The organism is Microbaculum marinum (assembly GCF_037855135.1).
GTDB classification, from domain to species: Bacteria; Pseudomonadota; Alphaproteobacteria; order Rhizobiales; family Tepidamorphaceae; genus Microbaculum; species Microbaculum marinum.
The window spans coordinates 415,683-439,931 of the sequence record NZ_JAZHOF010000001.1 but is presented as its reverse complement, the minus strand read 5'-3'; the positions used below and the strand labels follow the sequence as shown (position 1 = coordinate 439,931).

Here is a 24,249-nt window from a genome sequence, read left to right as displayed (position 1 = left end):
TGGAGCTACTTGGCGGAATGAGGATGGATGGTGCCCCTGGCCGGACTCGAACCAGCACGCCCTCGCAGGCAACAGATTTTGAGTCTGCCGCGTCTACCAATTCCGCCACAGGGGCACGGGCGGCGATAATAGGGTTCGTTCGACGCCGGTCAACGCTGCCGGTGGAGCGCGTTCGACATTTGGGCCCGCAGTTCTCTCCCCGGGAGGCGCGTCGGGCAAGTGCAGTACCGGACCGTGGAATCTCCGGATGGACTTCGCCCGATTAAGTGCGTACACGCCCTTTCCATGCTGCGCAGTCTCTACAACAGGATCATGTCGCTCGCTGCGAGCCGCTACGCCACCTGGACCCTGGCGGCGGTATCGTTTGCGGAAAGTTCGTTCTTCCCGATTCCCCCGGACGTCCTGTTGATCCCGATGGTGCTGGCACGGCGCGCCAGCGCCTGGCTCTACGCGGCGATCTGCACCGCCGCGTCGATCCTCGGCGGCCTGTTCGGCTGGCTGATCGGCGCCTTCCTGTTCACCTCGATCGCTCTGCCGATCCTGGAGTTCTACGGATATGCCGACCAATTCGATTCGTTTGCGCAGCGCTACAACGATCAGGGAGCCTGGATCGTCTTCTTCGCGGGCCTGACCCCGTTCCCCTACAAGGTGATCACGATCGCCAGCGGCGCCACCGGCCTGTCTCTGCCAGTCTTCCTGGCCGCAAGCGTCCTGTCGCGCGGCCTGCGCTTCTTCGCCGTCGCCGGGCTGCTGTGGTGGCTCGGCCCGCCGATCCGCGATTTCATCGAGCGCTGGCTCGGCCTCCTGTTCACAATTTTCGTGATCCTGCTGATCGGCGGGTTCGTCGGCGTTCGCTATCTGCTATGAGCGTGCCCGGTGGTTCCTCCGCTGCCGGGGAACCGCCGCGTCAATCCGCAACGGACGCGCCGTCGATGCCGATACGAAAGACCGACCCAGTCCAGCTGGCCGCAATCGCCGTCGTCGCCGTCGGGGCGGCGACCATCCTCGGCGCCTGGGCCTTCGAGTATGCGGGCTATCCTCCCTGCCCGCTCTGCCTCGATCAGCGCATTCCCTACTACGTCGGCATACCGCTTGCGCTCGTCTGCCTGATCGTGGCCCGGGCGCGGCCCGGCTCCTGGCCGGCGCGGGCCCTGATCGGCATCGTCGGGCTACTGTTCCTCGGTGGCGCGGTCCTGGCGGCCTACCACGCAGGGGTCGAATGGAAATGGTGGCCCGGGCCGGCCGACTGCGCCGCCGGCGCAGGCGGCGATGTCACCACGGGGAACCTGCTCGACAGCCTTCAGTCGACGCCGCTCGTCCGCTGCGACGAGGCGGCCCTGCGCATCCTCGGCCTGTCGCTTGCCGGCTACAACGTGCTGATCTCCCTGGCTCTGGCCGCCGTCTCCTTGCGCGCCGCGTTCCGCCGCTAGCCGGACACGACCTTCTTCGATTTCTTGGAACTTGCGACCGCAAAGGGCGTTGCAGAAAGGCGGTGCGCCTCAATTCGTTCGGCGCTCGCTATCTGCACCGAAACATGTCTGCAACCCTCTGGGGAAAACGATGAAAAAACTCGCCATTGTCTTGAGCTGCCTCGTTGGAATGAGCATGGTCGCGCCGGGCTACGCCCTCGCCGCCAAGAACGGGGGCCAGGCTGTCATCAATGCCAACGGCAATGTCGTGCGCGGCGACAACGTCAAGCGGGCCAAGCTCGTCGCGCAAGGCGTCTACTACGTCTTCTTCAACAACAACATCCGCAAGTGCGCCGCCGTCGCCACGGCCGGCAGTCACAACAAGAATGCCCTCGGGCCGGCCTCGATCACCTTCTGGACCCGCCCCAGGAACAACAGCACGATCGAAGTCTTCGTCTACGAAAACGAGAACAATTCCGCCGTCAATACCGAGTTCTCGCTGATCGTCCAGTGCTGATGCGCTGATCCGGCGAACGCCGTACCGACTTTGCTGAGGGCGGGCCATCGCAAGTGGCCCGCCTTTTTGCGTCCGGCCGCTACGGCTCCAGCTCGGTGTCCCAGTACAGGTAGTCCATCCAGCTCTGGTGCAGGTAGTTCGGCGGGAACATCCGGCCGTTCTTCTGCAGGTCGAAGACGGTCGGACGGAAGGGCATCTGCGTCGGCCACATGCCGATATCGCGGGGGTGATGGCTGCCCTTCCTCAGGTTGCACGGCGAGCAGGCGGCAACGACGTTGTCCCACGTCGTCTGCCCGCCGCGCGAGCGCGGCACGAGGTGGTCGAAGGTCAGGTCTTCCGGGGAGCCGCAGTACTGGCAGGTGAAGCGGTCGCGGAGAAACAGGTTGAAGCGGGTGAATGCGGGGTGACGGGCGGGTCGGACGTATTCCTTCAGCGAGACCACACTGGGCAGGTGGATCTCGGCGGTGGGACTTCGCACCACCCGTTCGTATTCCGACACGATGTTGACCCGGTCGAGGAACACCGCCTTGATGGCGTCCTGCCACGACCACAGCGACAGCGGGAAATAGCTCAACGGGCGGAAGTCCGCATTGAGCACCAGAGCGGGACATGCCTCGGGCGAGACGAATGTCACGACCTACACTCCACCTCACGAGTCTCTACGCTCGTCTCCGGTCGGCGAATCACTGGTCTAGCGCCGCCGATCGTCGACGCGACGACATATAGTATATGCCTGATGTCAGGCTTGTGAAGCTGCGTCATGAACCACGTCGCGCGAATTCCTTCGGCGATTTCAACGACCTTGACGGTTCGCCCCTCCGGCGCTGTGACCCGGCGCGTGCCTCGGCAGGCGCGGCGGCGTCAAACGGCGACGCCGGCCCGCCCGCGCAGGTGCCGGTAGTAGGCCCACAGCAGCAGCGCGGCGGCGCCGCGCAACGGCCGCCACCGCTCTCCCAGCGTGGCCATCTGCCTGGCGTCCGGCCGGGCGTCCAGACCGAGCGCCGCACCGGCTGCGTGCTGCAGGGCGAGATCCCCGGCCGGCCAGGCGTCCGCATGTCCAAGGCAGAACAGCAGGTAGATGTCTGCCGTCCAGGGACCGATCCCGTGGATGGCGCACAGCCGCGCGTGGGCGGTATCGGCGTCGAGCCCGCCGAGTTCGGCGAAGTCGATCGCGCCGGACGTCGCCGCCTCCGCGACCGCGCGCAGCGTGCGGACCTTCGGCCGCGACAGACCGGCGCCGCGCAACCCCTCGTCGGTATGCCGCGACAGGGTCTCGGGCTCGAACGGCTCGACCAGCGCCCGCAATCGCGCCCAGATCGCAGATGCGCTGGCGGTCGAGACCTGCTGGCCGACGACGATGTGGGCTAGCCCCTCGAATCCCGGGTCGCGGCGGCGCGGCGGCGGCTGCCCGCACTGGCGCAGAACCTCGCCGATGACCGGATCGCGCGCCGACAGCTCGGCAAGCGCGACCGCGATCGAGTCCGGCGTGTCGAGCCCGGTTGACGGTGTCTCCATGGTGCCCACCATAGCCGCGATGCCTTTGCCTGCCATCGCCTTCGTGCGAAGAGAGGTTCCCGCCCGGCCCGGTGCCGGTTTGTCAGCGTCCGTGAGCCGTCCCGATCCAGCGCATGCCCGCCCCGGCCCCTCCCGTCGTCCTGCGATTCGCCCCCAGCCCGACCGGCCGGCTGCATCTCGGCCATGCCCTGTCGGCGCTGCTGGCCCACGAGGCCGCCCGCCGCCTCGGCGGACGCTTCCTGCTGCGCATCGAGGACATCGATCCGACCCGCTGCCGGCCAGAGTTCGAGGCGGCGATCTGCGACGACCTGGCCTGGCTCGGGATCGGCTGGGAAGAGCCCGTCCGCCGCCAGTCCGAGCATGTCGATGCCTATCTCCGGGCCGCGGCGCGGCTGGCCGACGCCGGCCTCCTGTATCCATGTACCTGCAGCCGCAGGCGGATCGCCGACGCCGTCGCCGCGCGGGAGGCGGCCGGCGCTCTCTGGCCGCGCGATCCGGACGGAAGCCCGCTCTATCCGGGCACGTGCCGCCCCGCCGGACCGCTCCGCCTCGACGTCCGGCAGCTGGCGCGCGCGGGCGTCGCCCTGCGCCTCGACATGGCCGCGGCGGTCGCCCGCGCCGGCGGCGGCCTGCAGTGGTGCGAATACGGCGACACGTTCTACACGCCGGCATTCGATCCGGCCTCGCGCGGCCAGGCGGTGCGCGCCGACCCGTCGGGCTGGGGCGACGTCGTGCTGTGCCGCAAGGAGACGCCGACCAGCTACCACCTGTCGGTGACCGTCGACGACGCGCTCCAGGCGATCACCCATGTCACGCGCGGCCGCGACCTCTACGAGGCGACCGCGATACACCGGCTGCTGCAGCGGCTGCTGGACCTGCCCGAGCCCCGCTACGCCCATCACCGCCTGCTGCGTGGCGCCGAAGGCCGCAAGCTGTCCAAGTCGGCAGGCGACACCGGCCTGCGCGCCTTGCGTGACGCCGGCGCGACGCCTCGCGACGTCCGGCGGATGGCGGGACTGTGACGCTGGACCGGGGTCAGAACCCGAGCAGCCACAGCCAGATCGACAGGGTGAGGACGGATGCCGCGTCGGTCAGCGTGATCGAGTTCGCCGATATCGCCAGCCCGGTGCGGAAGCGGTTGGCGATCAGCCAGGCGTTCACCCCGGTCGGACAGGCCGCCACCAGGGTCGCCACCACGACCACGAGCGGCGGCAGCCCGAACACCAGCGCGCTCAGCACCCAGACGATCGCCGGCATCACCACGAGCTTCACCACCGTGATCACCACCGCGGGCAGGATATGGCCGCGAATGCCGTACTTGGTCAGGCTCATGCCCAGCGCGAACAGCGCGCAGGGAAGCGCCACGATCGCGATCCTGTCGCCCAGTATTTCCAGCGGCCCGGCATAGGGCAACTCCAGCGCCCGCCAGGCGCTGCCGGCGACGATGCCGATGACCAGCGGGTTCCTGGCGAGGTTGACGACTACGTGCCGGGCCAGGGCGGCCGCCGACAGCGCCTGCGTCGCCGTGCCGTCCCGCTGCTCCGCCCAGGCGATCAGCACCGTGCTCGCCGTCATCATCAGCGGCAGCTGGATGGCGACGATCATCAGCAGCGGAACGCCGCCCTCCTCGCCGAGCGCCGTGAACACGAGCGGCAGCCCCAGCAGCACCGCGTTCGGATAGCTGGCCGAGATGCCGGCGATGATGCCCGCCTTCTCGTCGCGGCCGAACACCCGCCGGATCAGCAGGTAGGCGAGCGCCCACGTGACGCCCAGTCCGCTGTAGTAGGACAGCCAGAGCAGCCAGGGCGAATGGCCGGCGAACTCGGCGGTCGCCAGCGTCTTGAACAGCAGCAGCGGGATCGCGACCTTGAAGACGAAATCGCCGAGCCCCTCGCCGATCTGCTCCGACAGGTAGCCGGTCCGGGAGGCGAGGTAGCCGAGGCCGATCAGCCCGAACACGGGCAGGACGATCCAGAAGATCTGGGCGATGGCGTGCGTCATTCGGAGCGGGTCTGGATCAATCGAGCAGGCTGGGAGGTTATTGTGGCGGCGCCGAAGCACGGCGCCAGACAAACGGCTCGTCCTCGCCCCTACGGTCTATGCGTCCGCGCGCAACCGGGCAAGCGCGGGCAGCGACGACGTACCATGCACTGCCGGCAATGCTGTGGCCAATGCTCTGCGCTCTGCCGCGACCGTTTACCTTAAACCGCGGAAACCATGTACCTTGACCTTCCCTTAAAGGCCCAACTCTAGGATGCTGGACCTAATACAGGGAGGCGCCGCCTCCGCCGGCGGCGTCATGTTCCGTCGGCGGAGGCGGAAGCCATGAGCATGCGACCGACACGGACTCCGACCTTAGGCTTTCGGTGGGACAGATGACTGTGCACGAGAAACCGGGTACCGGAAAACCAGGCGCCGCGGCGAGCCACGGCGACGGGGGGGCCGGCGACGGGGTGGCCGCCGACGACGGGACCTTCGAGGATCAGGCCGGCATCGCGGCCCTCGCCGAACTGGTCGCCAACCATCCGGAGTCGGCGCCGGCGCTGTCGGTCCCCCTGTCGGCGCTGGCCGTCACCTCGCGGCGGCCGGGACACGGCGCGTCCGCGTTGAAGCCCCGGGTGCTGCTGGTCGAGGGCAACCCGGTGAACCGGCTGCTCGTCGGCGTCCTGCTCGAGCGGCTCGGCCTGGAGCATGTCGCGGTCGGCTGCGGCGAGGAGGCGATCTACCGCTTCGCCCGCGAGCCGTTCGACGCCATCATGCTCGACGTCGCGATGGACGGCCTGGGCGGGCTCGCCACCGCCAAGGCGATGCAGATGCTGGTCGGCGACGACATGCCGCCGCTAGTCGCGCTCGGCGGCGCCGACCTCGAGGAGGACGTGCTGGAGGCGGCCGGAATTTCCGCGGTCGCCGAAACGCCGCTCGACACCAACCGCATCGCCATGGCGCTGATCGCGGCGATCGAGCGGGACGTCGAGGACGAGACCGCTCGCTAGCAGGCCGAACCGGCTGCTCCGTCCGGCCTGCGGCAGGCGCCGCATCGGATGAAACGGGGCACCGGACCGGTTTCTGCGGAACCGACGCGTACCATTTGAAGTTCCTAACCCAAGACCGGGGCGGCCCGCCGGGTGTTGCCGGGGTGCGGGCCGACGCGGGAACACGGGGACCAACAGGTCAGCGGGAGCGTCACTCAGGTGTCCACGTACAGCATTTCTGCCGAATTCGAGACGGCGCTGAAAGGCGCCTGGACCGGTACGCTGAAGTCCGTCTACTGGATGACGGCCCGCGTCTACAACCGCGTTCTCGTGTCCGCGCTCGGCTACCATGCGCACGAACTGGCGGCGGACGCCTTCGTCCGGCACTGGCAGCGTCCGGGCGGCGCAGCCGGCGCGGTCCTCGACCTCGGCTGCGGCACCGGCTTGACCGCGGAGGCCCTACTCGAACGGGTCGACGTGCAGATCGACGGCATCGACTTTTCCGAGGCCATGCTCGACCGCGCCGAGGAGAAGGGCATCTATCGGCGGCTGATCGAGGCCGACGTGACCAGGCCGCTGCCCGTCGAACCGCGCAGCTATTCCGGCGCCGTTTCCTCCGGGCTGTTCACCCACGGCCATGTCGGCGCCGACGCGCTGGAGCCCATCCTCGCGGCCCTCGCGCCCGGCGCGATCTTCGCCTTCACCGTCTATTCGACGATCTGGACCCGGGCCGGATTCGACGCCGAGCTTGCGAAGCTGGAACGCGACGGGCGGATCGAGGTGCTCGACCACCAGGAATCCGGCCATTTCCAGCGACTGCGCGGTCAGCGGGTCCACGTCCTCACCGTCCGCATCGTCTAGGCCATCGGCCGACCCTCAGTCCCTCCCCGCCTGCGCGCGCCACGGCGTGCGAAGCCGTGGTCTGTCCTCGCCTTTGAGACCCTTAACTAAACGGCATGTTCGCCGATCGTCGGGGGTTGCGTGCGACCCGCGCTTGGGACATGGTCTCGCGATCTCGAGGGAGGCAATAGTATGGCTAAATTGAGGACATTCGTGGCCGGCATCGCGCTGGCCGTTCTGTTCGCCGCGCCGGCCGCGGCCCAGACGATCAGTTACCAGCAGGCCGTCGGCGAACTGGGCGCGGCCTGCGGCGCCGACATCGGCAAGTTCTGCAAGGGCATCAATCTCGGCAACGGCCTGGGCGAATGCATGCAGAAGAACGAGGCCCGCGTCTCGCAGAACTGCAAGACCACCTTTGCCGCGACCATGGCCTCGCTCGACAAGCGCGCGGCCGCCCAGGCCGCCGTGCCGCAGCTCTGCGCCAGCGACATCAAGCGCCTGTGCAAGGAGTACGACCCCGGCAACGGCCGCATCCTGCGCTGCCTGCTGAAGTTCAACGACAAGGTGCACGCCAACTGCAACCAGGCCATCACCGACGCCGGCTGGCGTTGAGCGATATTCGGAGATCGATCATGAAATCCATCGCAACGGCCATCGCGGCCGCCACCGTCGCCGTGCTCTGCGCCGGCAGCGCCAACGCCCAGTCCGTCGTCACGCAGCGCGACCTGATCAGCACGCTCCAGGGTCTCGGCAACCGCACCACCGTCCTCGACATCAACAAGATGCGCCAGGAGGTGCTTGTCGAGATCAAGACCGAGAACACCGAGGACAATGTCGGCCGCGACAAGTATCTGGACTACTTCGCGAACCTGCCGAACTTCGACGTGCAGATCCTCTTCGATTTCGATTCCGACGTGATCAAGCCGGAGTCCTATCAGGTCCTCGGCGCCATGGCGGACGCCCTGCACAACCCGGTCCTCGCCGGCGACCAGTTCCTGATCATCGGCCATACCGACGCCAAGGGCGCCCGCGAGTACAACCTGAACCTCAGCCAGAAGCGCGCCGATGCGATCCGCACCGCGCTGGTGACGTTCTTCCGGGTACCGCCGGAGCGCTTGACCGCATTCGGCCTCGGCGAGGAGCAGCTCGAGGATCCGGCCAACCCCTACGCCGCGATCAACAGGCGCGTCGAGCTCGTCAATCTCGGGCCGCTGCCCTCCTCCAAGCTGCCGTGACGACGGACGCTGCGCAGGCTCTCGATGTCTGCGCAGCGCCCCACGCAGGCCGCCTCTCTCCGGGCCGCTGATCGGCCGGGCTGAACCCGGGCTTCTGCGGGTCGCGCGGCGCCATGCGGCGTGACGTGATGCGCCGCGCCGTGTCGGCGGATCGGCGCCGACCTGTCCTGCCTCTCAGGCGACCTCCCGTTCGATCCCCTCTTCCACGATCCGCACGATCTCGCCCATGATGTCGTTGAGGCGGAAATCCTTCGGCGTGTAGACCGCCATCACGCCGCTCGCCTTCAGCGTCTCCGCGTCGTCTTCCGGAATGATGCCGCCGACGACGACCGGAACGTCGTCGATGCCCTCTTTCTGCAGCCGCTGCATGACCTCGGTGACCAGCGGCACGTGGCTGCCCGACAGGATCGACAGGCCGATGGCATGGACACGGCCGGCCTTCGCCGCCGCCACGATCTCGGCCGGCGTCAGGCGGATCCCGTCGTAGACGACGTCCATGCCGGCGTCGCGCGCCCGCACCGCGATCTGCTCGGCTCCGTTCGAATGTCCGTCCAGCCCCGGCTTGCCGACCAGGAAGGACAGCCTCCGGCCGAGCCGCTTGGAGACGCGGTCGACCTCGGCGCGGATCTCGTCGAGGCCTTCGGTGTCGTTGCGTGCGGCCCGTCCGACACCGGTCGGCGCCCGGAACTCCCCGAAGACGCCGCGCAGCGCCCAGCCCCATTCCCCGGTGGTCACGCCCGCCTTGGCGCAGGCGACCGAGGCGTCCATGACGTTGCGTCCTTCCGAGGCGGCCCGCTTCAGTTCGTCGAGCGCCGCGTCGACGGCCATCCGGTCGCGCTCGCTGCGCCACGCGTTCAGCCGCTCGATCTGGTCGCGTTCGACCCATTCGGGAACGGTCAGGATCGCGCCGGTACCGGTCGACAGCGGTGACGGCTCGCTCTCGGTAAAGGCGTTGACGCCGATCACCGTGCGCTCGCCGCGCTCGATCTCCTCCAGCCGTTCGGTGTTGGAGGCGACCAGCGCCTGTTTCATGTAACCGGACTCGACCGCCTCGACCGCGCCGCCGATGTCGAGCACCGACTGCAGTTCCTCGCGGGCGGCGGCCTTGAGCTCGGCAACCTTCGCGCCGATCACCGTCGAGCCCTCGAAGACGTCGCCGTATTCGAGCAGGTCGGTCTCGTAGGCCAGGATCTGCTGCATTCTGAGCGACCACTGCTGGTCCCACGGGCGCGGCAGGCCCAGCGCCTCGTTCCAGGCCGGCAGTTGCACGGCGCGGGCGCGCGCGCCCTTCGACAGGGTCACCGCGAGCATTTCCAGCAGGATCCGGCTGACGTTGTTTTCGGGCTGCTGTTCGGTCAGCCCCAGCGAGTTGACCTGGACCCCGTAGCGGAAACGGCGATACCTCGCATCCTCGATGCCGTAGCGCTCGGCCGTGATCTCGTCCCACAGCTCGGTGAAGGCCCGCATCTTGCAGATTTCGGTGACGAACCGGATCCCCGCATTGACGAAGAACGAGATCCGGCCGACGGCTTCCGGAAACTGCTCCTCGGGGATGGCGCCGGACGCCCTGACGCTGTCGAGGATGGCGATCGCATTGGCAAGCGCGAAGGCGAGTTCCTGGACCGGCGTCGCGCCCGCCTCCTGCAGATGGTAGGAGCAGACGTTGACCGGGTTCCATTTCGGCAGTTCCCGGCAGGTCCAGGCGATCATGTCGGTGGTAAGCCTCATCGACGGGGCCGGCGGGAACACATAGGTTCCGCGCGACAGGTATTCCTTGATGATGTCGTTCTGGGTGGTCCCCGTCAGCTTGGCGCGGTCGGCGCCCTGCGCATCGGCGGCGGCCACATACAGCGCCAGCAGCCACGCCGCCGTTGCGTTGATCGTCATCGAGGTGTTCATCCGCTCGAGCGGAATGCCGTCGACGAGGGCCTTCATGTCGCCGAGATGGCTGATCGGCACGCCGACCTTGCCGACCTCGCCGCGCGACAGTTCGTGATCGGAGTCGTAGCCGGTCTGCGTCGGCAGGTCGAAGGCGATCGACAGGCCGGTCTGGCCCTTCGCCAGGTTGCCGCGATAGAGGCGGTTGGATTCCGCCGCCGTCGAGTGGCCCGCGTATGTGCGGAAGATCCAGGGTCGGTCGCGTTCGGGCGGGGCTGGCGTGTCTGTCATCTGCGGGTCCTCGAATGCCTCCAGCGGAGGCTCGACCCTATAAGACCGCCGCTCTCGCTGCGATGCAACACGACAAACGGTTAAGGAAACCGCGCGGCGGCGTCATCGGACGCCGCGGTTCAGGCCCGCTTGATCAGGCCGATGATGAACAACAGGATCACCGCGCCGACGACGGCGCCGATGATCTGCCCGATGATGCCTTCCATGATGATGCCGAACTGGGCGAAGACCCAGCCGCCGATCACCGCGCCGACGATGCCCACCACGATGTTGCCGATCAGGCCGAAGCCCGCACCGCGCATGATCAGCCCGGCCAGCCAGCCGGCTACGGCACCGATGATGAGCCAAACGATGACGGCCGTTAACGTTAAGGTCATGATACCCTCCTGTCGCCCCCGCGGGGCGCTTTCCCCTTCGGGCGATCCGTGCCGGTCGTGCGAGGCCGATTCGCCCGCCGGACACCATATCGCATTTCCCGTGAGTCGGCAGGTACCCGTCTTCCGCGCCCGCGCCCGCGATTTCCCGCCCCGACACATCGAAGCGCGGAGGCCGGTGTCGCGGCGATCGAGCAGTTCTTGTTGCACTGCAGCACCGGATTGGGGCATTGGTAGTGCAAGCCAGGTTCGCGGCGGCGGGTCCAGACCGCCGCATCGGATCTGGTCGCCGGTCCGGTTGCCGAGGCGATTGCCGGCGACTGCAGGAAAGGGAGGTGAATATGTCGGCTAGCGCCGCAGAAGTCGCGGGTCCGCCCGTCTACCGGGCGGAAACGAAGGACCTATACGAGATCGGCGAGATCCCGCCGCTGGGACACGTGCCCAGGAACATGTACGCCTGGGCGATCAGGCAGGACCGGCACGGCCCGCCAGACGAGGCCATGCAGGTCGAGGTTGTGCCGACCTGGGAGATCGATTCCAACGAGGTGCTCGTCCTGGTGATGGCCGCCGGGGTCAACTACAACGGCATCTGGGCGGCGCTCGGCCAGCCCGTCACCCCCTTCGCCATCCACAAGGCCGATTATCACATCGCCGGGTCCGACGCCTCCGGCATCGTCTGGGCGGTCGGCGCCAAGGTGAAGCGCTGGAAGGTCGGCGACGAGGTCGTCATCCACTGCAACCAGGACGACGGCGACGACGAGGAATGCAACGGCGGCGACCCGATGTTCTCCCCGACCCAGCGGATCTGGGGCTACGAGACCCCGGACGGTTCGTTTTCCCAGTTCTGCCGCGTCCAGGCGCAGCAGCTGATGCCGCGGCCGCAGCACCTCACCTGGGAGGAATCGGCCTGCTACACGCTGACGCTGGCGACCGCCTACCGGATGCTGTTCGGCCACCAGCCGCACGCCCTCAAGCCCGGCGACAACGTGCTCGTGTGGGGCGCCTCGGGCGGCCTGGGCGTGTTCGGCATCCAGCTCTGCGCGGCGGCCGGCGCCAACGCCATCGGCGTGATCTCCGACGAGGACAAGCGCGACTACGTGATGGCGCTCGGCGCGCGCGGCGTCATCAACCGCAAGGACTTCGACTGCTGGGGCCAGATGCCCAAGGTCAATTCCGACGAATACGCCGCCTGGCTGAAGGGCGCGCGCGCCTTCGGCAAGGCGATCTGGGACATCACCGGCAAGGGCAACGACGTCGACATGGTGTTCGAGCACCCCGGCGAGGCGACCTTCCCGGTCTCCTGCCTGGTGGTCAAGCGCGGCGGCATGGTCGTGTTCTGCGCCGGCACCACCGGCTACAACCTGACCTTCGACGCCCGCTACGTGTGGATGCGCCAGAAGCGCATCCAGGGCTCGCACTTCGCCCATCTCAAGCAGGCCAGCGAGGCCAACCAGTTCGTCATCGAGCGCCGCGTCGATCCCTGCATGTCCGAGGTGTTCCCCTGGGCGCAGATCCCCAAGGCGCACATGAAGATGTGGAACAATCAGCACGCCCCCGGCAACATGGCGGTGCTGGTCAGTTCGCCGGCGACCGGCCTCAGGACCTTCGAGGACGTGCTGGAGGCCGGCGGCGGCGACTGAGGCGCCGGCCGCCGCGGACCGTTCTGCGGCGGCAACCGTGCCGACGGATGCGGCGTGAGGCCGCGCCGGTTATAGAGTGTCTCGCACCCAACCGTGGAGAGGAGGCATTCGACATGACCGACGCGGCGGCACGTCCCGGATTCGGCGCCCGCCTGGGGCGCGCGGCCGGCAACCTGTTCCTGGCCCTGATCAACGCCACGCTGATCCTGTTCATCGTCGCGGCCGTTGTCGGGCTCCTGCTGATCGACCGCACCCGCACCATCGCTGCCGATGTCGCCTCCGACGTCACCCGCTCGGCGATCGCCTCGACCGGGCTCGACCCGGCCGACACCCTGGCGGAACTGCGCGTCGTCTCCACCGAGATGGTCGCGCTCAGGACGGCGCTCGAGGAGCGACGCACGGATCTCGACGAGCGCACCCAGGCGCTGGCCGAACGCCTCGACGCGCTCGAGGCGACCCTGCAGGACCTGCGCGGCCGCCGGGAGGCGCTGACCGAGGCCGCCATCGACCGGGCCTCCATCGTCGCCGGCAACGCGCTGGAACGGCTGCGCGGCTGCACCCCGTCGGCTGCGGGGAGCTGAGGCCGAAGCGGCGGCGGCCGGCTATTTCCGCCAGCGCCTGAACAGCAGCGCGCTCAGCCGCTTTGGCCGCGTCCTGCCCTCGTGCAGCGCCCGGTTCAGCGCGCCCGCGTAGAGCAGGATGGTGCTGGCGAGGTAGAAGAAGATCATCGCCGCCACGATGCCCGCCAGCCCGGCATAGACCCGCGCGTAGTTGGCGAACGAGCCGAGATACCAGGAGAACAGCTTGCCGCCGATCCACCACAGGATCAGCGTCGCCAGGATGCCGGGCCAGAACGCCGGCCGCGGCGACTTGTGGGCGGGCAGCAGCCGGTGGATCGAGTACAGCATCAGCACCAGGACCAGGATCAGCAGCGTCCGCCGGGCGAGTTCGAAGTTGAGGTGGAGCTGCTCGATCTCCGGCAGGTGCTGCATCAGCGCGGCGTAGCCGACCGGCACCACCACCGCGACGAAGGCGACGATGATCAGCGCCAGCGTCAGCAGGATCACGTAGGCGATGCTCTCGATGCGGGTGCGGAACACCGAGCGGTCCTCCGGCAGGCCGTAGGCGCGGTTCAGGCCGCCGCGCACCGTCTCCACGGCGCTCGACACGCTGATCAGCATCACCAGCAGCGAGAAGGTCAGCAGCCCGCCGCCGGCATCGCGGATCAGCACGTTCCAGACCTCCGGCTCCAGCGCCTCGGCGACCTGCGCCGGCAGCGCGCCGAACAGCGTCGTGGTCAGCCAGGCGGCGAGCCGCGGCCCGCCGACGAAGCCGGTCAGCGCGGTCATGAAGATGATGAACGGAAAGATCGCCAGGATCAGCGAGAAGGCGAGCGCACTGGCCATGTAGAGGCCGTCGTCCCACAGGAACCGCTCCGCCGCCTTGTAGATCGCCTTCGACACCCACCAGCCTGCCCGAGCCGCGCGGACGTGCAGGTAGCGCCTGACCGGCGCCGCCGTCGCCTGCCTTTCGGTCTCGGAGACGGACCGGTTGTCCGGCGGACCGGGATCCGCGACCACGGTGCCGTCCGCACGCAGTTCCTCGTCGATCGTGCGCTCGTCATCCATCGCGACTGCTTGCCGGCTCCGTTGATCGCCATGCTGCCGCCCCAACCGGCCGGCAGACGATGGCCCATCGTAGTGTCCAACTCGGCTTTTGGCCGAGAATTGTCAAATGCGCATGGCGGCAGCGCGTCCTCGGCGCTTGTGCGGGCATGGCGGAGGCGATAACCGGCGGCCATGCGTGCCCCGTCCCAGCCCGTCCCCGATTCGGCGGCTCCCGATCCCTCGCTGTTCGTGCGCGTCATGCCCGGCCTGTTCGTGGTGCTCTGGGCGACCGGATTCATCGGCGCGCGGATGGCCGCGCCCGGCTCCGATCCCCTCACCTTCCTGTTCGTCCGCTTCGCCCTTGCCGGCGTCATCCTGCTCGTCGCCGCGCTGGTCGGCGGCGCCGCCTGGCCGCGCGGCGGCAGGGCGATCCTGGATTCGCTGATCGCCGGCGCGCTGATTCACGGCGGCTATCTCGGCGCCGTGTTCTGGGCGATCTATCACGGCCTGCCGGCCGGCATCGCCGCGCTGATCGTTGGGATGCAGCCGCTGCTGACCGGCCTGCTGGCGGGACCCGTGCTCGGCGAGACGGTGACGCGCGCCCACTGGCTCGGCCTCGTCATCGGGCTCGTCGGCCTGACCCTGGTGCTCGGCCCGAAGCTCGAGTTCGGCGGCACCGGCATCACCCCGCTCACCGTCGGCGTCACCCTGTTCGCCGTGCTGTGCATCGTCGTCGGGTCAATCTGGCAGAAGGCCCGCTCCGCCCATGCCGACCTGCGCGCGGGAACGGCGATCCAGTATCTGGGCGCCGCCGTCGTGGTCGGCGTCGGCGCGCTGGCGACGGAAAGCCTGCGCATCGACTGGACCGGCGAGGTGATCTTCGCCATGGCGTGGCTGGTGCTGGTCCTGTCGATCGGCGCGGTGCTCCTCTACATGGCGCTGATCCGCCGCGGCGCCGTGGCGAAACTGGCGACGCTGTTCTACCTGGTGCCCCCCGTCACCGCCCTGATCGCCTGGCCGCTGTTCGGCGAGACGCTCACCCCCGTCCAGATCGGCGGCATGGTCGTCACCGTCGCCGGCGTCGCCCTGGCGACGCGGGTCAAGGGGTAGGTGGGATCCGCTCGCAGGGGCGGAGACTAAACCGTGCAGGTCCAGCCGTGTCCGCCAAGTTGATCCGGCGCGGGCATCCGCGATAAGTCATTCATTGCACGGTAAAACGATCACGGGGCATGGGGCGATGCGGTTTTCGCTGGGTGGGTTGATTCTCCTGTTCGCCGTCGTCGCGCTGGCCTCGGGTCAGGCATCGGCGGGCAAGCTCGACAAGGAATTCCAGGTCAACACGCGCTCGGAATACGGCCAGTCCGACTCCGGTGTCGCCACCTTGTCGCGGCGGGATTTCGTCGTCGTGTGGCAGTCCTATTTTCCGGATGCCCGCGAATTCGACATTCGCGCCCAGCGCTATAGGAAGGGACGGCAGGCCGGCGGCGAGTTCGTCGTCAACACCAGGACCGCGGGCGACCAGACGCGCCCCTCCATCGCCGCCCTGGCGAATGGTGACTTCGTGGTTGTCTGGCAATCGGAACTCAAGGGCATTCGCGGCCAGCGCTTCACCAAATGGGGAAAGCGCATAGGAAAGGAGTTCCTCGTAAGCAGATACTCCGTCAAGACACAGGCAAACCCCTCCATTGCCGCTCTGGCCGACGGCGGGTTTGTCGTCGTCTTCACCGCACTGAAGGAGGAGCGGAGCCTGCTGGCGCAACGCTACGACCGTCACGGCGACAAGATGGCCCGCACCTTCAAGGTGAACACGGGCCCTAAGCAGGCACCGCACGGCTATACCGGCGTAACCGGCCTCCCCAACGGAGGTTTCGTGGTGGTCTGGTGGCTGGAGGAGATAAACGCCAGGCGCTACAACAGAAAGGGCAAACCCGTCAGCGGCATTCTCCGGGTCAACACCGACACGATAGCCTTCCAGCACCATCAGCAGCAGCCGCCGGTGACTGCCCTGTCCAACGGCGGCTTTGTCGTCGCATGGAGGTCCGGCACCAACCTCCACGGCCAGCGCTTCTCCGGAAAGGCCGTGAAACAGGGCGCGGAGTTTCAGCTCAACACCTATGGCGAAAACACTCACTCCAATCCCGCCCTCGCGCCGTTGGGCAACGGCTGGTTTGTCGCGGTTTGGCCGGCATACGGACAGGACGGCCACTATTTCGGCATCTTCGGACAGAAGTTCGACAAGCGCGGAAAGAAGCGGGGTCCGGAATTCCAGGTGAACACCACGACCCAGTGGAATCAGGACGATCCGGCGATTGCCGGCTTCGCCGATGACAGGTTCCTGGTGACGTGGTCCGGCAACCATGAATTCAACGGCCACTACGACGTGTTCGCACGGCGGATGAGGTGAGGCCGGCGCGCTGGTCCGGGGCGGGACCGTTTGCCTGCACCGGATGCCCGTAGCGCGGATGAAGCGCAGCGCAATCCGGGAACGGCGCCGCCTCGTTCCGGTGCAATTCAGTGGTGCGGTTCGTGGCACTGCGATAGTCTCGCGCCCTTGCCGATGGCGGCACGCGAGGAAGCACCATGATCAGGATCCTGACGGCAGCGTTGGTTTTGGCCCTGTTTCACTCCGGCGCCGTTGCGCAGGACATCGGCGGCCGCTACCGCGTCAGCGGCACCAATCTCGACGGTTCGAAATACACCGGCACCGCAACCGTCACCCTTCAGAGCGACGTCACCTGCACGATCCGCTGGAACACCGGGGGCGACGGCGCCGACGGCGTGTGCATGCGCGACAAGGGCGTCTTCGTCGCCGGCTACGTCATGGGCGACAGCGTCGGCCTGGTGGTCTACGACATCCTCCCCGACGGCACCCTGACCGGCCGCTGGACGGTCACCGGCCAGTCCGGCATCGGGACCGAGGTCCTGTCGCCGAACTGAAGCGGCTGCGTGAGCAGCAGGTCACCTGCGATCCGGCAGGTGGCCGCCGCGGAACGCGGGGTCTCCCGCCCCCTGATGGACGCCGCTGGGATCGCCGTCGGCCGGGCCGACGCACATCCGCCACATCCTCCCCCAGGCCGCACCGACAAGGTGGTGGAAGGCCCGGCTTCTGGCGGAGCGTCCGCTGCCCGCATAGTATCCCGTATCGATCGAGCCGTCGCCGCGCCTGCGGATCTGGCCTGAGGTGGTGTCCGACATCGCCTTGCCCTTTCCGTTGCTGTGCGAGGGACGATGCCGGCGAAGCGGAGCGCGCGCTTGAAGACGGCCTTCAGAAGTCCTTGTGTTTTCGCGAATTCTTCCACGGCGGCGGGCGGCGCTGCGGGGCGGGATCGGTGATCTACCGGTTCGCGAACTGCGAGATTGACACGCTGCGCCATCGGCTGCGGGTCGACGGCGTCGAGAAATCCGTCGAGCCGCAGGTCTTCGACCTCTTGCGGCACATGGCCGAAAATCCCGGCCGGCTGATCTCGCACGACGAACTGATCGACGTTGTCTGGCAAGGGCGGGCCGTCTCCGATTCTGCGGTGAGCGTGCGCATCAGCGCCGCCCGTTCGGCGCTCGGCGACGACGGCACCAGGCAGGCGGTGATCAGGACCGTGCCGCGCCGCGGCTTCCAGCTCCTCCCCGCCGTCGAGACCGTTCCGGATGACACCCAGCCGCCGCCGGCCGGCAAGGACAGTGCGCGCGAGGCGCCCGCCGCCGGACGGCCGGGCGACCAGGTGGTGCGCGTCTGCACGTCCGCCGACGGGACGCGCATTGCCTATGCGACGAGCGGCGCCGGTTACCCGCTGGTGCGGGCGGGGCACTGGCTGACCCACCTCGAACACGACTGGAACAGCCCGATCTGGCGGCCCTTCCTCGACGCCCTCGGCAGCCGCTTTCGCGTCACCCGCTACGACCAGCGCGGCAACGGCCTGTCCGACTGGTCGGTCGAGGGCTTCGCCCTCGACGATCTGGTGGATGATCTCGCCGCCGTCGCCGATGCCGCCGGGCTGGAGCGCTTCGCCCTGTTCGGCTCCTCCCAGGGAGTTCCCGTGTCGATCGCCTATGCGGTCCGCCATCCGGAGCGGGTGAGCCACCTCGTCCTGCACGGCGGCTTCGTCGTCGGCCGCCTCCTCAGGAGCGATGTCGGGGAACGGGAGAAGGGCCAGGCCCTGCTGACCCTGATCCGGCACAGCTGGGGTCAGCCCGGCAGCGCCTTCATCAAGTCCTTCGCATCGATGTTCATCCCCGACGGCACCAGCGAGCAGCTGGACTCGCTTGCCGAGTTGCAGCGCCTGACGACGTCGCCGGAGAACGCCGCGCGCCTGCGCGCCGCGATCGACAGTTTCGACGTCGCTGCGCTGCTGCCGCAGGTGCGCGTGCCGACCCTCGTCGTCCACGCCCGCAACGACAGCGTGCAGCCGCTCGACGAAGGCCGCCGCCTCGCCGCCGGGATACCGGGTGCGGAGTTCCTGTTGCTCGACAGCGGCAACCATGTCGTGCTGGAGCAGGAACCCGCCTGGGACGTGCTCTTCCGGCGGCTCGATGCGTTCCTGCCGAGCGCTTCGCGCGACGCCTGACGGGCCGCCCGCCCTTCCCCGTTGCGTTCCATGCCCCAGCGGTTATTTTTGCCGCACTGCAACAACCCTGACGGATCGCCCGCATGTCCCTGCCCGCCACCGCCGATACGCCCGATCTCTCCGCGTCCCTGACCGAGGCTGCCGATGCGGCCGGCCGGCTCCTGTCGCGCGCCCGTGCCGCCGTCGCGGAGATGGTCGTGGACGACGGCAGGGTGTCGGCCGAAAAGCTGGAGGCGAACCAGCGCGCGGCGCACGGCCTCGCCTGGCTCGCCACCTATGCGGAAGCCGTCCGCCAGCTCGGCACCTACACCGGGCGCCTGACCGCCGAGGGGCGCTTCGGCGAGGTTGAGGATCTGTGCGTGCGCATCGGCGCCTCGGAGTATCTCGTCCAGATCGCCGGCGGCATTCCGATGAGCCAGAACGAGTTCGTCCGGCTGCACGATCTCGGCCTCTCGGAGGCCGACGTCGGCGAGTTCATGACCGACACGGTGCGCGACCTGATCGCGACCGGCAACACCGCCCGCAACCGGGCGCGGCTGGTCGAGCTGATGCGCGAGCAGGGTGCGGGCGACGTCGGCGACCCCGGCCTCGACGAGACGCTCGAGGCGATGCGCACCGAGATGCGCCGCTTCGCCGAATCCGAGGTCGTGCCGCACGCCCACGAATGGCACCTCGCCAACGCCTACATTCCGATGGAGGTGGTGAACCACGTCGCCGAGCTCGGCGTCTTCGGCCTGACCATTCCCGAGGAATACGGCGGCTTGGGGCTCGGCAAGGAATCGATGTGCGTCGTCTCCGAGGAGCTGTCGCGCGGCTGGATCGCCGTCGGCTCGCTCGGCACGCGTTCGGAGATCGCCGCCGAGCTGATCCTCGCCGGAGGCACGCCGGAGCAGAAGCAGAAGTGGCTGCCGCTGATCGCTTCGGGAGAGATCTTGCCGACCGCCGTCTTCACCGAACCCAACACCGGGTCGGACCTTGCCAGCCTGAAGACCCGCGCGGTTCGTGACGGCGACGTCTATCGCGTGACCGGCCAGAAGACCTGGATCACCCATCCCGTCCGCGCCGACGTGATGACGCTGCTGGCCCGCACCGATCCTGACGAGAAGGGCTATCGGGGCCTGTCGATGTTCCTGGCCGAGAAGCCGCGCGGCACCGACGAGGATCCGTTCCCGGCGGCGGGCATGTCCGGAGGCGAGATCGAGGTGCTCGGCTATCGCGGCATGAAGGAATACGACATTTCCTTCGACGGCTTCGAGGTGAAGGCGGAGAACCTGCTCGGCGGCGAGGAGGGCCAGGGCTTCAAGCAGCTCATGCAGACGTTCGAATCCGCCCGCATCCAGACCGCCGCGCGCGCCATCGGCGTGGCGCAGAGCGCGCTGGAGCTGGGCCTCGCCTACGCAACCGAGCGGATCCAGTTCGGCAAGGCCACGGTCTCCTTTCCCCGCGTCGCCGACAAGCTGGCGATGATGGCGGCGGAGATCCTCGTCACCCGGCAGCTCACCTACTATGCCGCCCGCGAGAAGGACGCCGGCCGGCGCTGTGACCTGGAGGCCGGCATGGCCAAGCTGCTCGGCGCCCGCGTCGCCTGGGCCGCCGCCGACAACGCCGTGCAGATCCACGGCGGCAACGGCTTCGCGCTGGAATTCCCGGTCAGCCGCGTGCTCTGCGACGCCCGCATCCTCAACATCTTCGAGGGCGCAGCCGAGATCCAGGCCCAGGTCATCGCCCGCCGCCTGCTCGACATGGGGAATTGACCTCGGGGCGGGGCCGGCCGATCTGCCAGCACCCGGATCGGAAAGCCTCTCCTGAAGCAGCCGGACCTGCCCGCTGCCTGCCACCTCCCGCCCTCACAACCTCCCATCCGACCAACGCGACCCTTTCGGCCGGCGTGAGTCCAGCTATCAACTATTGGTTGAAACTAACCTTGGGATACTATAAGCTTTAGATCGACTTTTTCTTGCGCCTGCTATGAGATTCTGACCGCTCGAGCGACCCGCGAATTGGTCGATCCTGCCGCAAGAACACGCTTTCGCTCATGTCCTGGTTCGGACAAATGTCTGAATAGATGCGTTTAGTTTCCTTACTAATGTTCGCACAATAGAAGGAACGGACAAATGTATAAGACGGCAGTCATTTTCGCCGCATTGATTACGGTGTCGGCGTCGCAAGCCTCCGCGGGCCCGGATGGAACCTACTGGCAAGGCGCACTCACAACGTACAGTTCAACTCCGTCTTGCAACGAAGCGATCGGATTTTCGGCGAAGTCTGCTCTCCGGCCCGGCGGCTTGGAAAACAATTCGGCTGCGACGACCTATTTTTCATGGGTTTGGAGCCGTGGCGCTGCCTCGTTCGCCATTCCCAAGAACAAAAAGAAAGGCAAGTACACATATACGGGGGTCTCGACGACGGGCGGACAGTTTTCGTCCACCCAGTCCGCGAACAGTTTTAGTCTCAAGCTCTCGCCCAAAACGATCAAGCAGGGCACGGCCAACATCAATATGACTGTGACGATGAAGAACATGTGGGGCATTCCGGATTGCACGATCGTCTGGAAAGGCAACTATGTGGCAGACCCAAGCAACTGAGGCTGCGCGAAACGCAGTGCTGCGGCCCCTCAGCGGATCTCGGCCATGTCATCGTCGGTGTGCAGCGCCACCTGTTCGGGGTCGATCAGGTCGGCCGCGGCCTCGAACGCCTGGACGATCTTCTCCTGCTCGGCGGCGGTGAGTTCCGCGAAGCCCTTCCGGAACGCCTTGTTGAACAGCGGTGGCGCGGCGGCGAACACCTGCGCGCTCTTTTCGGTCAGCGCGGTGTGGACGATGCGCCGGTCGACGGCGCTGCGCCGGCGGGTCACCAGGTCGCGCGCCTCAAGCTTGTCCAGCACCGTCACCGTCGTCGCCGCGCTCCGGTCGGCGTGCCGCGACAGCGCCACCGTGGCGATTTCGCCGAGATCGCGGATCGCCTGCAGGATGACGATCTGCGGGATGGTCAGGCCGGTCTCGTGCGATACTGTCTTCGACGGCGAGTTGACCGCACGGGCGATGCCGGGTCGAGTTCGCCCGCATCCTCAACATCTTCGAGGGCGCAGCCGAGATCCGGGCCCAGGTCATCGCCCGCCGCCTGCTCGACATGGGGAATTGACCTTGATGCCGTGAAAAGGTGTGCTGCGTGCGATGCCGTAGCTCCAGGCTTCCGGCGCTCCCGCGACACCTGTCCACCGATGGTTGTCCGATGCACGATTTCGGGGAATTCTGCTATCTGGACCTCCAGAAGACCGGCTCGTCCTTCGTCAGCGATTTCCTGAGACGCCACGTCCGGCTACCGGAACTGCACTTCCGGAAGCACAAGCCGTACCGGCCACGCAAGCTCGGGGGCGGCGACCGCGGTCTGATGTTCATCAGCGTGCGCGACCCGCTCGATCAGTACTTGAGCCTGTATTTTCACGGAGTGGGCGGCAAGGGAGGGCTGCGCAACAGGTTGGGGCGGACCCTGCCGGACCATGCCTCCGGCTTGTACTCCGGCTCCCCGGCGGCGTTCGAGGACTGGGTCCGGTTCGTGCTTGCCCCCGAGAACGCGATGTACATCGGCGCCGACTATGAAAAGGCGCCCGCCCGGATCATCGGCCTTCAGACCTTCCGGTTCGTGAGACTTGCGGTGCGTCGGCCCGACCGAAACCTCGCCAGGATAGGCAGGAGGGAGGACCTGAACCTTGTCTATGAGACGGCGAGTCTACCGTTCGTGGTGCTCAGGACCGAAAGCCTTAATTGCGACCTTGCGCAATTGTGTCGGGGTCGGCTCGCTCCGTTTCTGATTGAGCCCGAGCTGGCGGTGCGGGAACTGCTGGAAGGCGGCACCCCCGTCAACGCCTCCGACCGCCCGGACCGGGAGCAGCGCCTTGCCATCAGTGACGACGTTCGTAGGCTGGTCCAGGATCGGGAGTGGTTTCTGCTCGAGAGATTCGGCTACGGCCCTTACCATTGCTGACGGGCAAAAGCCTTTGTCGCCCGGGACCGGGCGGGCGCGTGCCATCGCACGCCGCCCCGGCACGGGGAATTGACCTCGGGGCGCAGAATCCTAAGAACCGGCGCATCCCCCTTCGGGGCGGAACTGCGATAGGATCGCGCAATGGACAGGGATACCCGGGCGCGGATCGCCGCGTGGATCACCGGTGCCGGCCTCGCCGGCAGCACCGAGCCGGATCTGCTGCGCGCGTTCTGCGCCAAGCTGCACGCCGCCGGCATGCCGATCGCCAAGGCGAACATGCTGATCGACACGCTGCACCCGGTCTACGAGGGCCGCGTGTTCCTCTGGCGCCGCGACGAGCGCGACGTCGACATCCTCGAATACGGCCGCAGCGACGAGTCCGACGAGGCGGCCGAGAGCTGGCGCACGAGCCCGTTCAACCACCTGTTCGAGAGCGGCGAGGACGCGCTGCGCCGCCGGCTGCCGCCCGACGGCGAACTCGAGTTCCCGATCCTCGAGAAGCTGCGCGGGGCGGGCCAGACGGACTATCTGGCGCTGATCAACCGCTTCGCCGCCGAAGGCATCATCGGCGACATGGACTGCATCTATTCCTCCTGGACCTCCGACCATGCCGACGGCTTCGCCGACGTCCACCTGGAGGTGCTGCGGGAGCTCGTCCCCTCGCTGGCGCTGGCGATGAAATGCGCCTCGCTGACCCGCATCGCCGGGACGCTGGTGGAGACCTATCTCGGCCAGGACGCCGGCGCCCGGGTGCTGAGCGGCAGGATCGCGCGGGGCACCGCCGACCGGATATCGACGGTCCTGTGGTTCAGCGACCTGCGCGGCTTCACCCACATCACCGAGACGGCGGCGCCCGAGGCGATCATTCCCCTCCTCAACGATTACGCGGAGGCCGTCATTTCCTCGGTTCACGAGGCCGGCGGCAACGTCCTCAAGCTGATCGGCGACGGGACGCTGGCGATTTTCAAGGGACGCGACCAGGCGGCCGCCTGCCACGACGCGCTCGCCGCCGAGAGCCTGATGCGCGAGCGCGTCGCCGCGCTGAACGAGGAGCGCAGCGCCCGCGGCGTTCCGGTGACCGAACCCTATCTCGGCCTGCATGTCGGCGATGTCTTCTACGGCAACATCGGCAGCCGCGACCGGCTCGATTTCACCGTCGTCGGCCCGGCGGTCAACGAAGCGAGCCGCATCGCCGCGCTGTGCCGCTCGGCGGAGCGCAACGTCCTCGTCTCCTCCGTCTTCCATGCCGCCGCAGCCGGGGCGGACCGCGACCGCCTCGTCTCGGTCGGCCGCTACGCGCTGCGCGGCGTCAGCCGGCCCCAGGAACTGTTCACGCTCGAATCCAGCGACGCCGAGGACACCCGGTCCGACGCGCTGTCGGGCGTCGGCCGCGGCGGCTGAGGCCGGCAGGCCCATTCGGCCGGATGG

The 24,249-nt window shown here is 67.9% G+C and carries 26 protein-coding genes and 1 tRNA gene; 18 read left to right on the top strand and 9 right to left on the bottom strand.

Features of this window, described 5'->3' with window-relative positions; all coding sequences use genetic code 11:
• Positions 1 to 28: 28 nt before the first annotated feature.
• A tRNA-Leu gene (locus V3328_RS02055) sits at positions 29 to 115 on the bottom strand.
• Between the two features lie 170 nt (positions 116 to 285).
• Between V3328_RS02055 and V3328_RS02050 the strand changes: the two genes are divergently transcribed.
• The 3 genes from V3328_RS02050 to V3328_RS02040 all read left to right on the top strand — a co-directional run bounded on the left by V3328_RS02050 (position 286) and on the right by V3328_RS02040 (position 1,926).
• Positions 286 to 867 (top strand): YqaA family protein, encoded by a 582-nt coding sequence (locus V3328_RS02050; RefSeq protein ID WP_340327976.1) that lies wholly within the window; start codon positions 286 to 288, stop codon positions 865 to 867.
• A gap of 65 nt (positions 868 to 932) precedes the next feature.
• Complete coding sequence (locus V3328_RS02045) at positions 933 to 1,430, top strand: disulfide bond formation protein B (protein ID WP_340327975.1); 498 nt, start codon at positions 933 to 935, stop codon at positions 1,428 to 1,430.
• 130 nt (positions 1,431 to 1,560) lie between these two features.
• Complete coding sequence (locus tag V3328_RS02040; protein WP_340327974.1) at positions 1,561 to 1,926, top strand: hypothetical protein; 366 nt, start codon at positions 1,561 to 1,563, stop codon at positions 1,924 to 1,926.
• Positions 1,927 to 2,005: 79 nt separating this feature from the next.
• On the opposite strand, the gene V3328_RS02035 is transcribed toward V3328_RS02040, so the two are convergent.
• Positions 2,006 to 2,560 (bottom strand): HNH endonuclease, encoded by a 555-nt coding sequence (locus tag V3328_RS02035; protein WP_340327973.1) that lies wholly within the window; start codon positions 2,558 to 2,560, stop codon positions 2,006 to 2,008.
• Positions 2,561 to 2,787: 227 nt separating this feature from the next.
• Entirely contained in the window at positions 2,788 to 3,441 is a 654-nt protein-coding gene (locus tag V3328_RS02030) for a DNA-3-methyladenine glycosylase family protein (RefSeq protein ID WP_340327972.1), read from the bottom strand.
• Positions 3,442 to 3,554: 113 nt separating this feature from the next.
• Between V3328_RS02030 and gluQRS the strand changes: the two genes are divergently transcribed.
• Complete coding sequence (gluQRS, locus tag V3328_RS02025) at positions 3,555 to 4,463, top strand: tRNA glutamyl-Q(34) synthetase GluQRS (protein ID WP_340327971.1); 909 nt, start codon at positions 3,555 to 3,557, stop codon at positions 4,461 to 4,463.
• A 13-nt stretch (positions 4,464 to 4,476) separates the two neighbouring features.
• Here gluQRS and V3328_RS02020 read toward each other — a convergent pair whose 3' ends face one another.
• Positions 4,477 to 5,442: an AEC family transporter gene (locus V3328_RS02020; protein ID WP_340327970.1), complete on the bottom strand. Its 966-nt coding sequence runs from the start codon at positions 5,440 to 5,442 to the stop codon at positions 4,477 to 4,479.
• A gap of 374 nt (positions 5,443 to 5,816) precedes the next feature.
• Between V3328_RS02020 and V3328_RS02015 the strand changes: the two genes are divergently transcribed.
• The 4 genes from V3328_RS02015 to V3328_RS02000 all read left to right on the top strand — a co-directional run bounded on the left by V3328_RS02015 (position 5,817) and on the right by V3328_RS02000 (position 8,488).
• Positions 5,817 to 6,434, top strand: a complete 618-nt coding sequence (locus tag V3328_RS02015) for a response regulator (RefSeq protein WP_340327969.1) — start codon at positions 5,817 to 5,819, stop codon at positions 6,432 to 6,434.
• A 198-nt stretch (positions 6,435 to 6,632) separates the two neighbouring features.
• Positions 6,633 to 7,274, top strand: coding sequence for a class I SAM-dependent DNA methyltransferase (locus tag V3328_RS02010; protein ID WP_340327968.1), 642 nt, complete (start codon positions 6,633 to 6,635; stop codon positions 7,272 to 7,274).
• 171 nt (positions 7,275 to 7,445) lie between these two features.
• Positions 7,446 to 7,865: a cysteine rich repeat-containing protein gene (locus tag V3328_RS02005; protein ID WP_340327967.1), complete on the top strand. Its 420-nt coding sequence runs from the start codon at positions 7,446 to 7,448 to the stop codon at positions 7,863 to 7,865.
• A gap of 20 nt (positions 7,866 to 7,885) precedes the next feature.
• Complete coding sequence (locus V3328_RS02000) at positions 7,886 to 8,488, top strand: OmpA family protein (protein WP_340327966.1); 603 nt, start codon at positions 7,886 to 7,888, stop codon at positions 8,486 to 8,488.
• Between the two features lie 174 nt (positions 8,489 to 8,662).
• Here the strand turns inward: V3328_RS02000 and V3328_RS01995 are convergent, their stop codons facing one another.
• Together V3328_RS01995 and V3328_RS01990 are read right to left on the bottom strand one after the other, a co-directional pair.
• Positions 8,663 to 10,657 (bottom strand): protein meaA, encoded by a 1,995-nt coding sequence (locus tag V3328_RS01995; RefSeq protein WP_340327965.1) that lies wholly within the window; start codon positions 10,655 to 10,657, stop codon positions 8,663 to 8,665.
• 119 nt (positions 10,658 to 10,776) lie between these two features.
• Positions 10,777 to 11,034 carry a GlsB/YeaQ/YmgE family stress response membrane protein gene (locus V3328_RS01990; protein WP_340327964.1) on the bottom strand — a complete coding sequence of 86 codons (258 nt, stop codon included), beginning with the start codon at positions 11,032 to 11,034 and terminating at the stop codon, positions 10,777 to 10,779.
• A gap of 338 nt (positions 11,035 to 11,372) precedes the next feature.
• Between V3328_RS01990 and ccrA the strand changes: the two genes are divergently transcribed.
• Both ccrA and V3328_RS01980 read left to right on the top strand, forming a co-directional pair.
• On the top strand, positions 11,373 to 12,671 hold the full coding sequence (gene ccrA, locus V3328_RS01985) for a crotonyl-CoA carboxylase/reductase (protein WP_340327963.1): 1,299 nt from the start codon (positions 11,373 to 11,375) through the stop codon (positions 12,669 to 12,671).
• A gap of 113 nt (positions 12,672 to 12,784) precedes the next feature.
• Positions 12,785 to 13,252, top strand: a complete 468-nt coding sequence (locus tag V3328_RS01980; protein ID WP_340327962.1) for a hypothetical protein — start codon at positions 12,785 to 12,787, stop codon at positions 13,250 to 13,252.
• A 21-nt stretch (positions 13,253 to 13,273) separates the two neighbouring features.
• Here the strand turns inward: V3328_RS01980 and V3328_RS01975 are convergent, their stop codons facing one another.
• Positions 13,274 to 14,299: a YihY/virulence factor BrkB family protein gene (locus tag V3328_RS01975; RefSeq protein WP_340327961.1), complete on the bottom strand. Its 1,026-nt coding sequence runs from the start codon at positions 14,297 to 14,299 to the stop codon at positions 13,274 to 13,276.
• Between the two features lie 171 nt (positions 14,300 to 14,470).
• On the opposite strand from V3328_RS01975, the gene V3328_RS01970 reads away from it, so the two are divergent.
• The 3 genes from V3328_RS01970 to V3328_RS01960 all read left to right on the top strand — a co-directional run bounded on the left by V3328_RS01970 (position 14,471) and on the right by V3328_RS01960 (position 17,215).
• Complete coding sequence (locus V3328_RS01970) at positions 14,471 to 15,388, top strand: DMT family transporter (RefSeq protein ID WP_340327960.1); 918 nt, start codon at positions 14,471 to 14,473, stop codon at positions 15,386 to 15,388.
• A 127-nt stretch (positions 15,389 to 15,515) separates the two neighbouring features.
• Positions 15,516 to 16,682, top strand: a complete 1,167-nt coding sequence (locus V3328_RS01965) for a hypothetical protein (RefSeq protein WP_340327959.1) — start codon at positions 15,516 to 15,518, stop codon at positions 16,680 to 16,682.
• Between the two features lie 176 nt (positions 16,683 to 16,858).
• Positions 16,859 to 17,215, top strand: a complete 357-nt coding sequence (locus tag V3328_RS01960) for a hypothetical protein (RefSeq protein ID WP_340327958.1) — start codon at positions 16,859 to 16,861, stop codon at positions 17,213 to 17,215.
• A 21-nt stretch (positions 17,216 to 17,236) separates the two neighbouring features.
• Here the strand turns inward: V3328_RS01960 and V3328_RS01955 are convergent, their stop codons facing one another.
• On the bottom strand, positions 17,237 to 17,473 hold the full coding sequence (locus tag V3328_RS01955) for a hypothetical protein (protein WP_340327957.1): 237 nt from the start codon (positions 17,471 to 17,473) through the stop codon (positions 17,237 to 17,239).
• A 134-nt stretch (positions 17,474 to 17,607) separates the two neighbouring features.
• On the opposite strand from V3328_RS01955, the gene V3328_RS01950 reads away from it, so the two are divergent.
• The 3 genes from V3328_RS01950 (at position 17,608) to V3328_RS01940 (ending at position 21,422) form a co-directional block, all read left to right on the top strand.
• Positions 17,608 to 18,837, top strand: coding sequence for an alpha/beta hydrolase (locus V3328_RS01950; protein WP_340327956.1), 1,230 nt, complete (start codon positions 17,608 to 17,610; stop codon positions 18,835 to 18,837).
• Positions 18,838 to 18,920: 83 nt separating this feature from the next.
• Positions 18,921 to 20,591, top strand: coding sequence for an acyl-CoA dehydrogenase family protein (locus V3328_RS01945; protein ID WP_340327955.1), 1,671 nt, complete (start codon positions 18,921 to 18,923; stop codon positions 20,589 to 20,591).
• A gap of 360 nt (positions 20,592 to 20,951) precedes the next feature.
• Complete coding sequence (locus tag V3328_RS01940; RefSeq protein WP_340327954.1) at positions 20,952 to 21,422, top strand: hypothetical protein; 471 nt, start codon at positions 20,952 to 20,954, stop codon at positions 21,420 to 21,422.
• Positions 21,423 to 21,451: 29 nt separating this feature from the next.
• Here V3328_RS01940 and V3328_RS01935 read toward each other — a convergent pair whose 3' ends face one another.
• Complete coding sequence (locus V3328_RS01935) at positions 21,452 to 21,796, bottom strand: MarR family winged helix-turn-helix transcriptional regulator (RefSeq protein WP_378758885.1); 345 nt, start codon at positions 21,794 to 21,796, stop codon at positions 21,452 to 21,454.
• A 272-nt stretch (positions 21,797 to 22,068) separates the two neighbouring features.
• Between V3328_RS01935 and V3328_RS01930 the strand changes: the two genes are divergently transcribed.
• Both V3328_RS01930 and V3328_RS01925 read left to right on the top strand, forming a co-directional pair.
• Positions 22,069 to 22,821, top strand: a complete 753-nt coding sequence (locus tag V3328_RS01930) for a hypothetical protein (RefSeq protein WP_340327953.1) — start codon at positions 22,069 to 22,071, stop codon at positions 22,819 to 22,821.
• Positions 22,822 to 22,962: 141 nt separating this feature from the next.
• Positions 22,963 to 24,222, top strand: a complete 1,260-nt coding sequence (locus tag V3328_RS01925) for an adenylate/guanylate cyclase domain-containing protein (RefSeq protein WP_340327952.1) — start codon at positions 22,963 to 22,965, stop codon at positions 24,220 to 24,222.
• Positions 24,223 to 24,249: the final 27 nt, after the last annotated feature.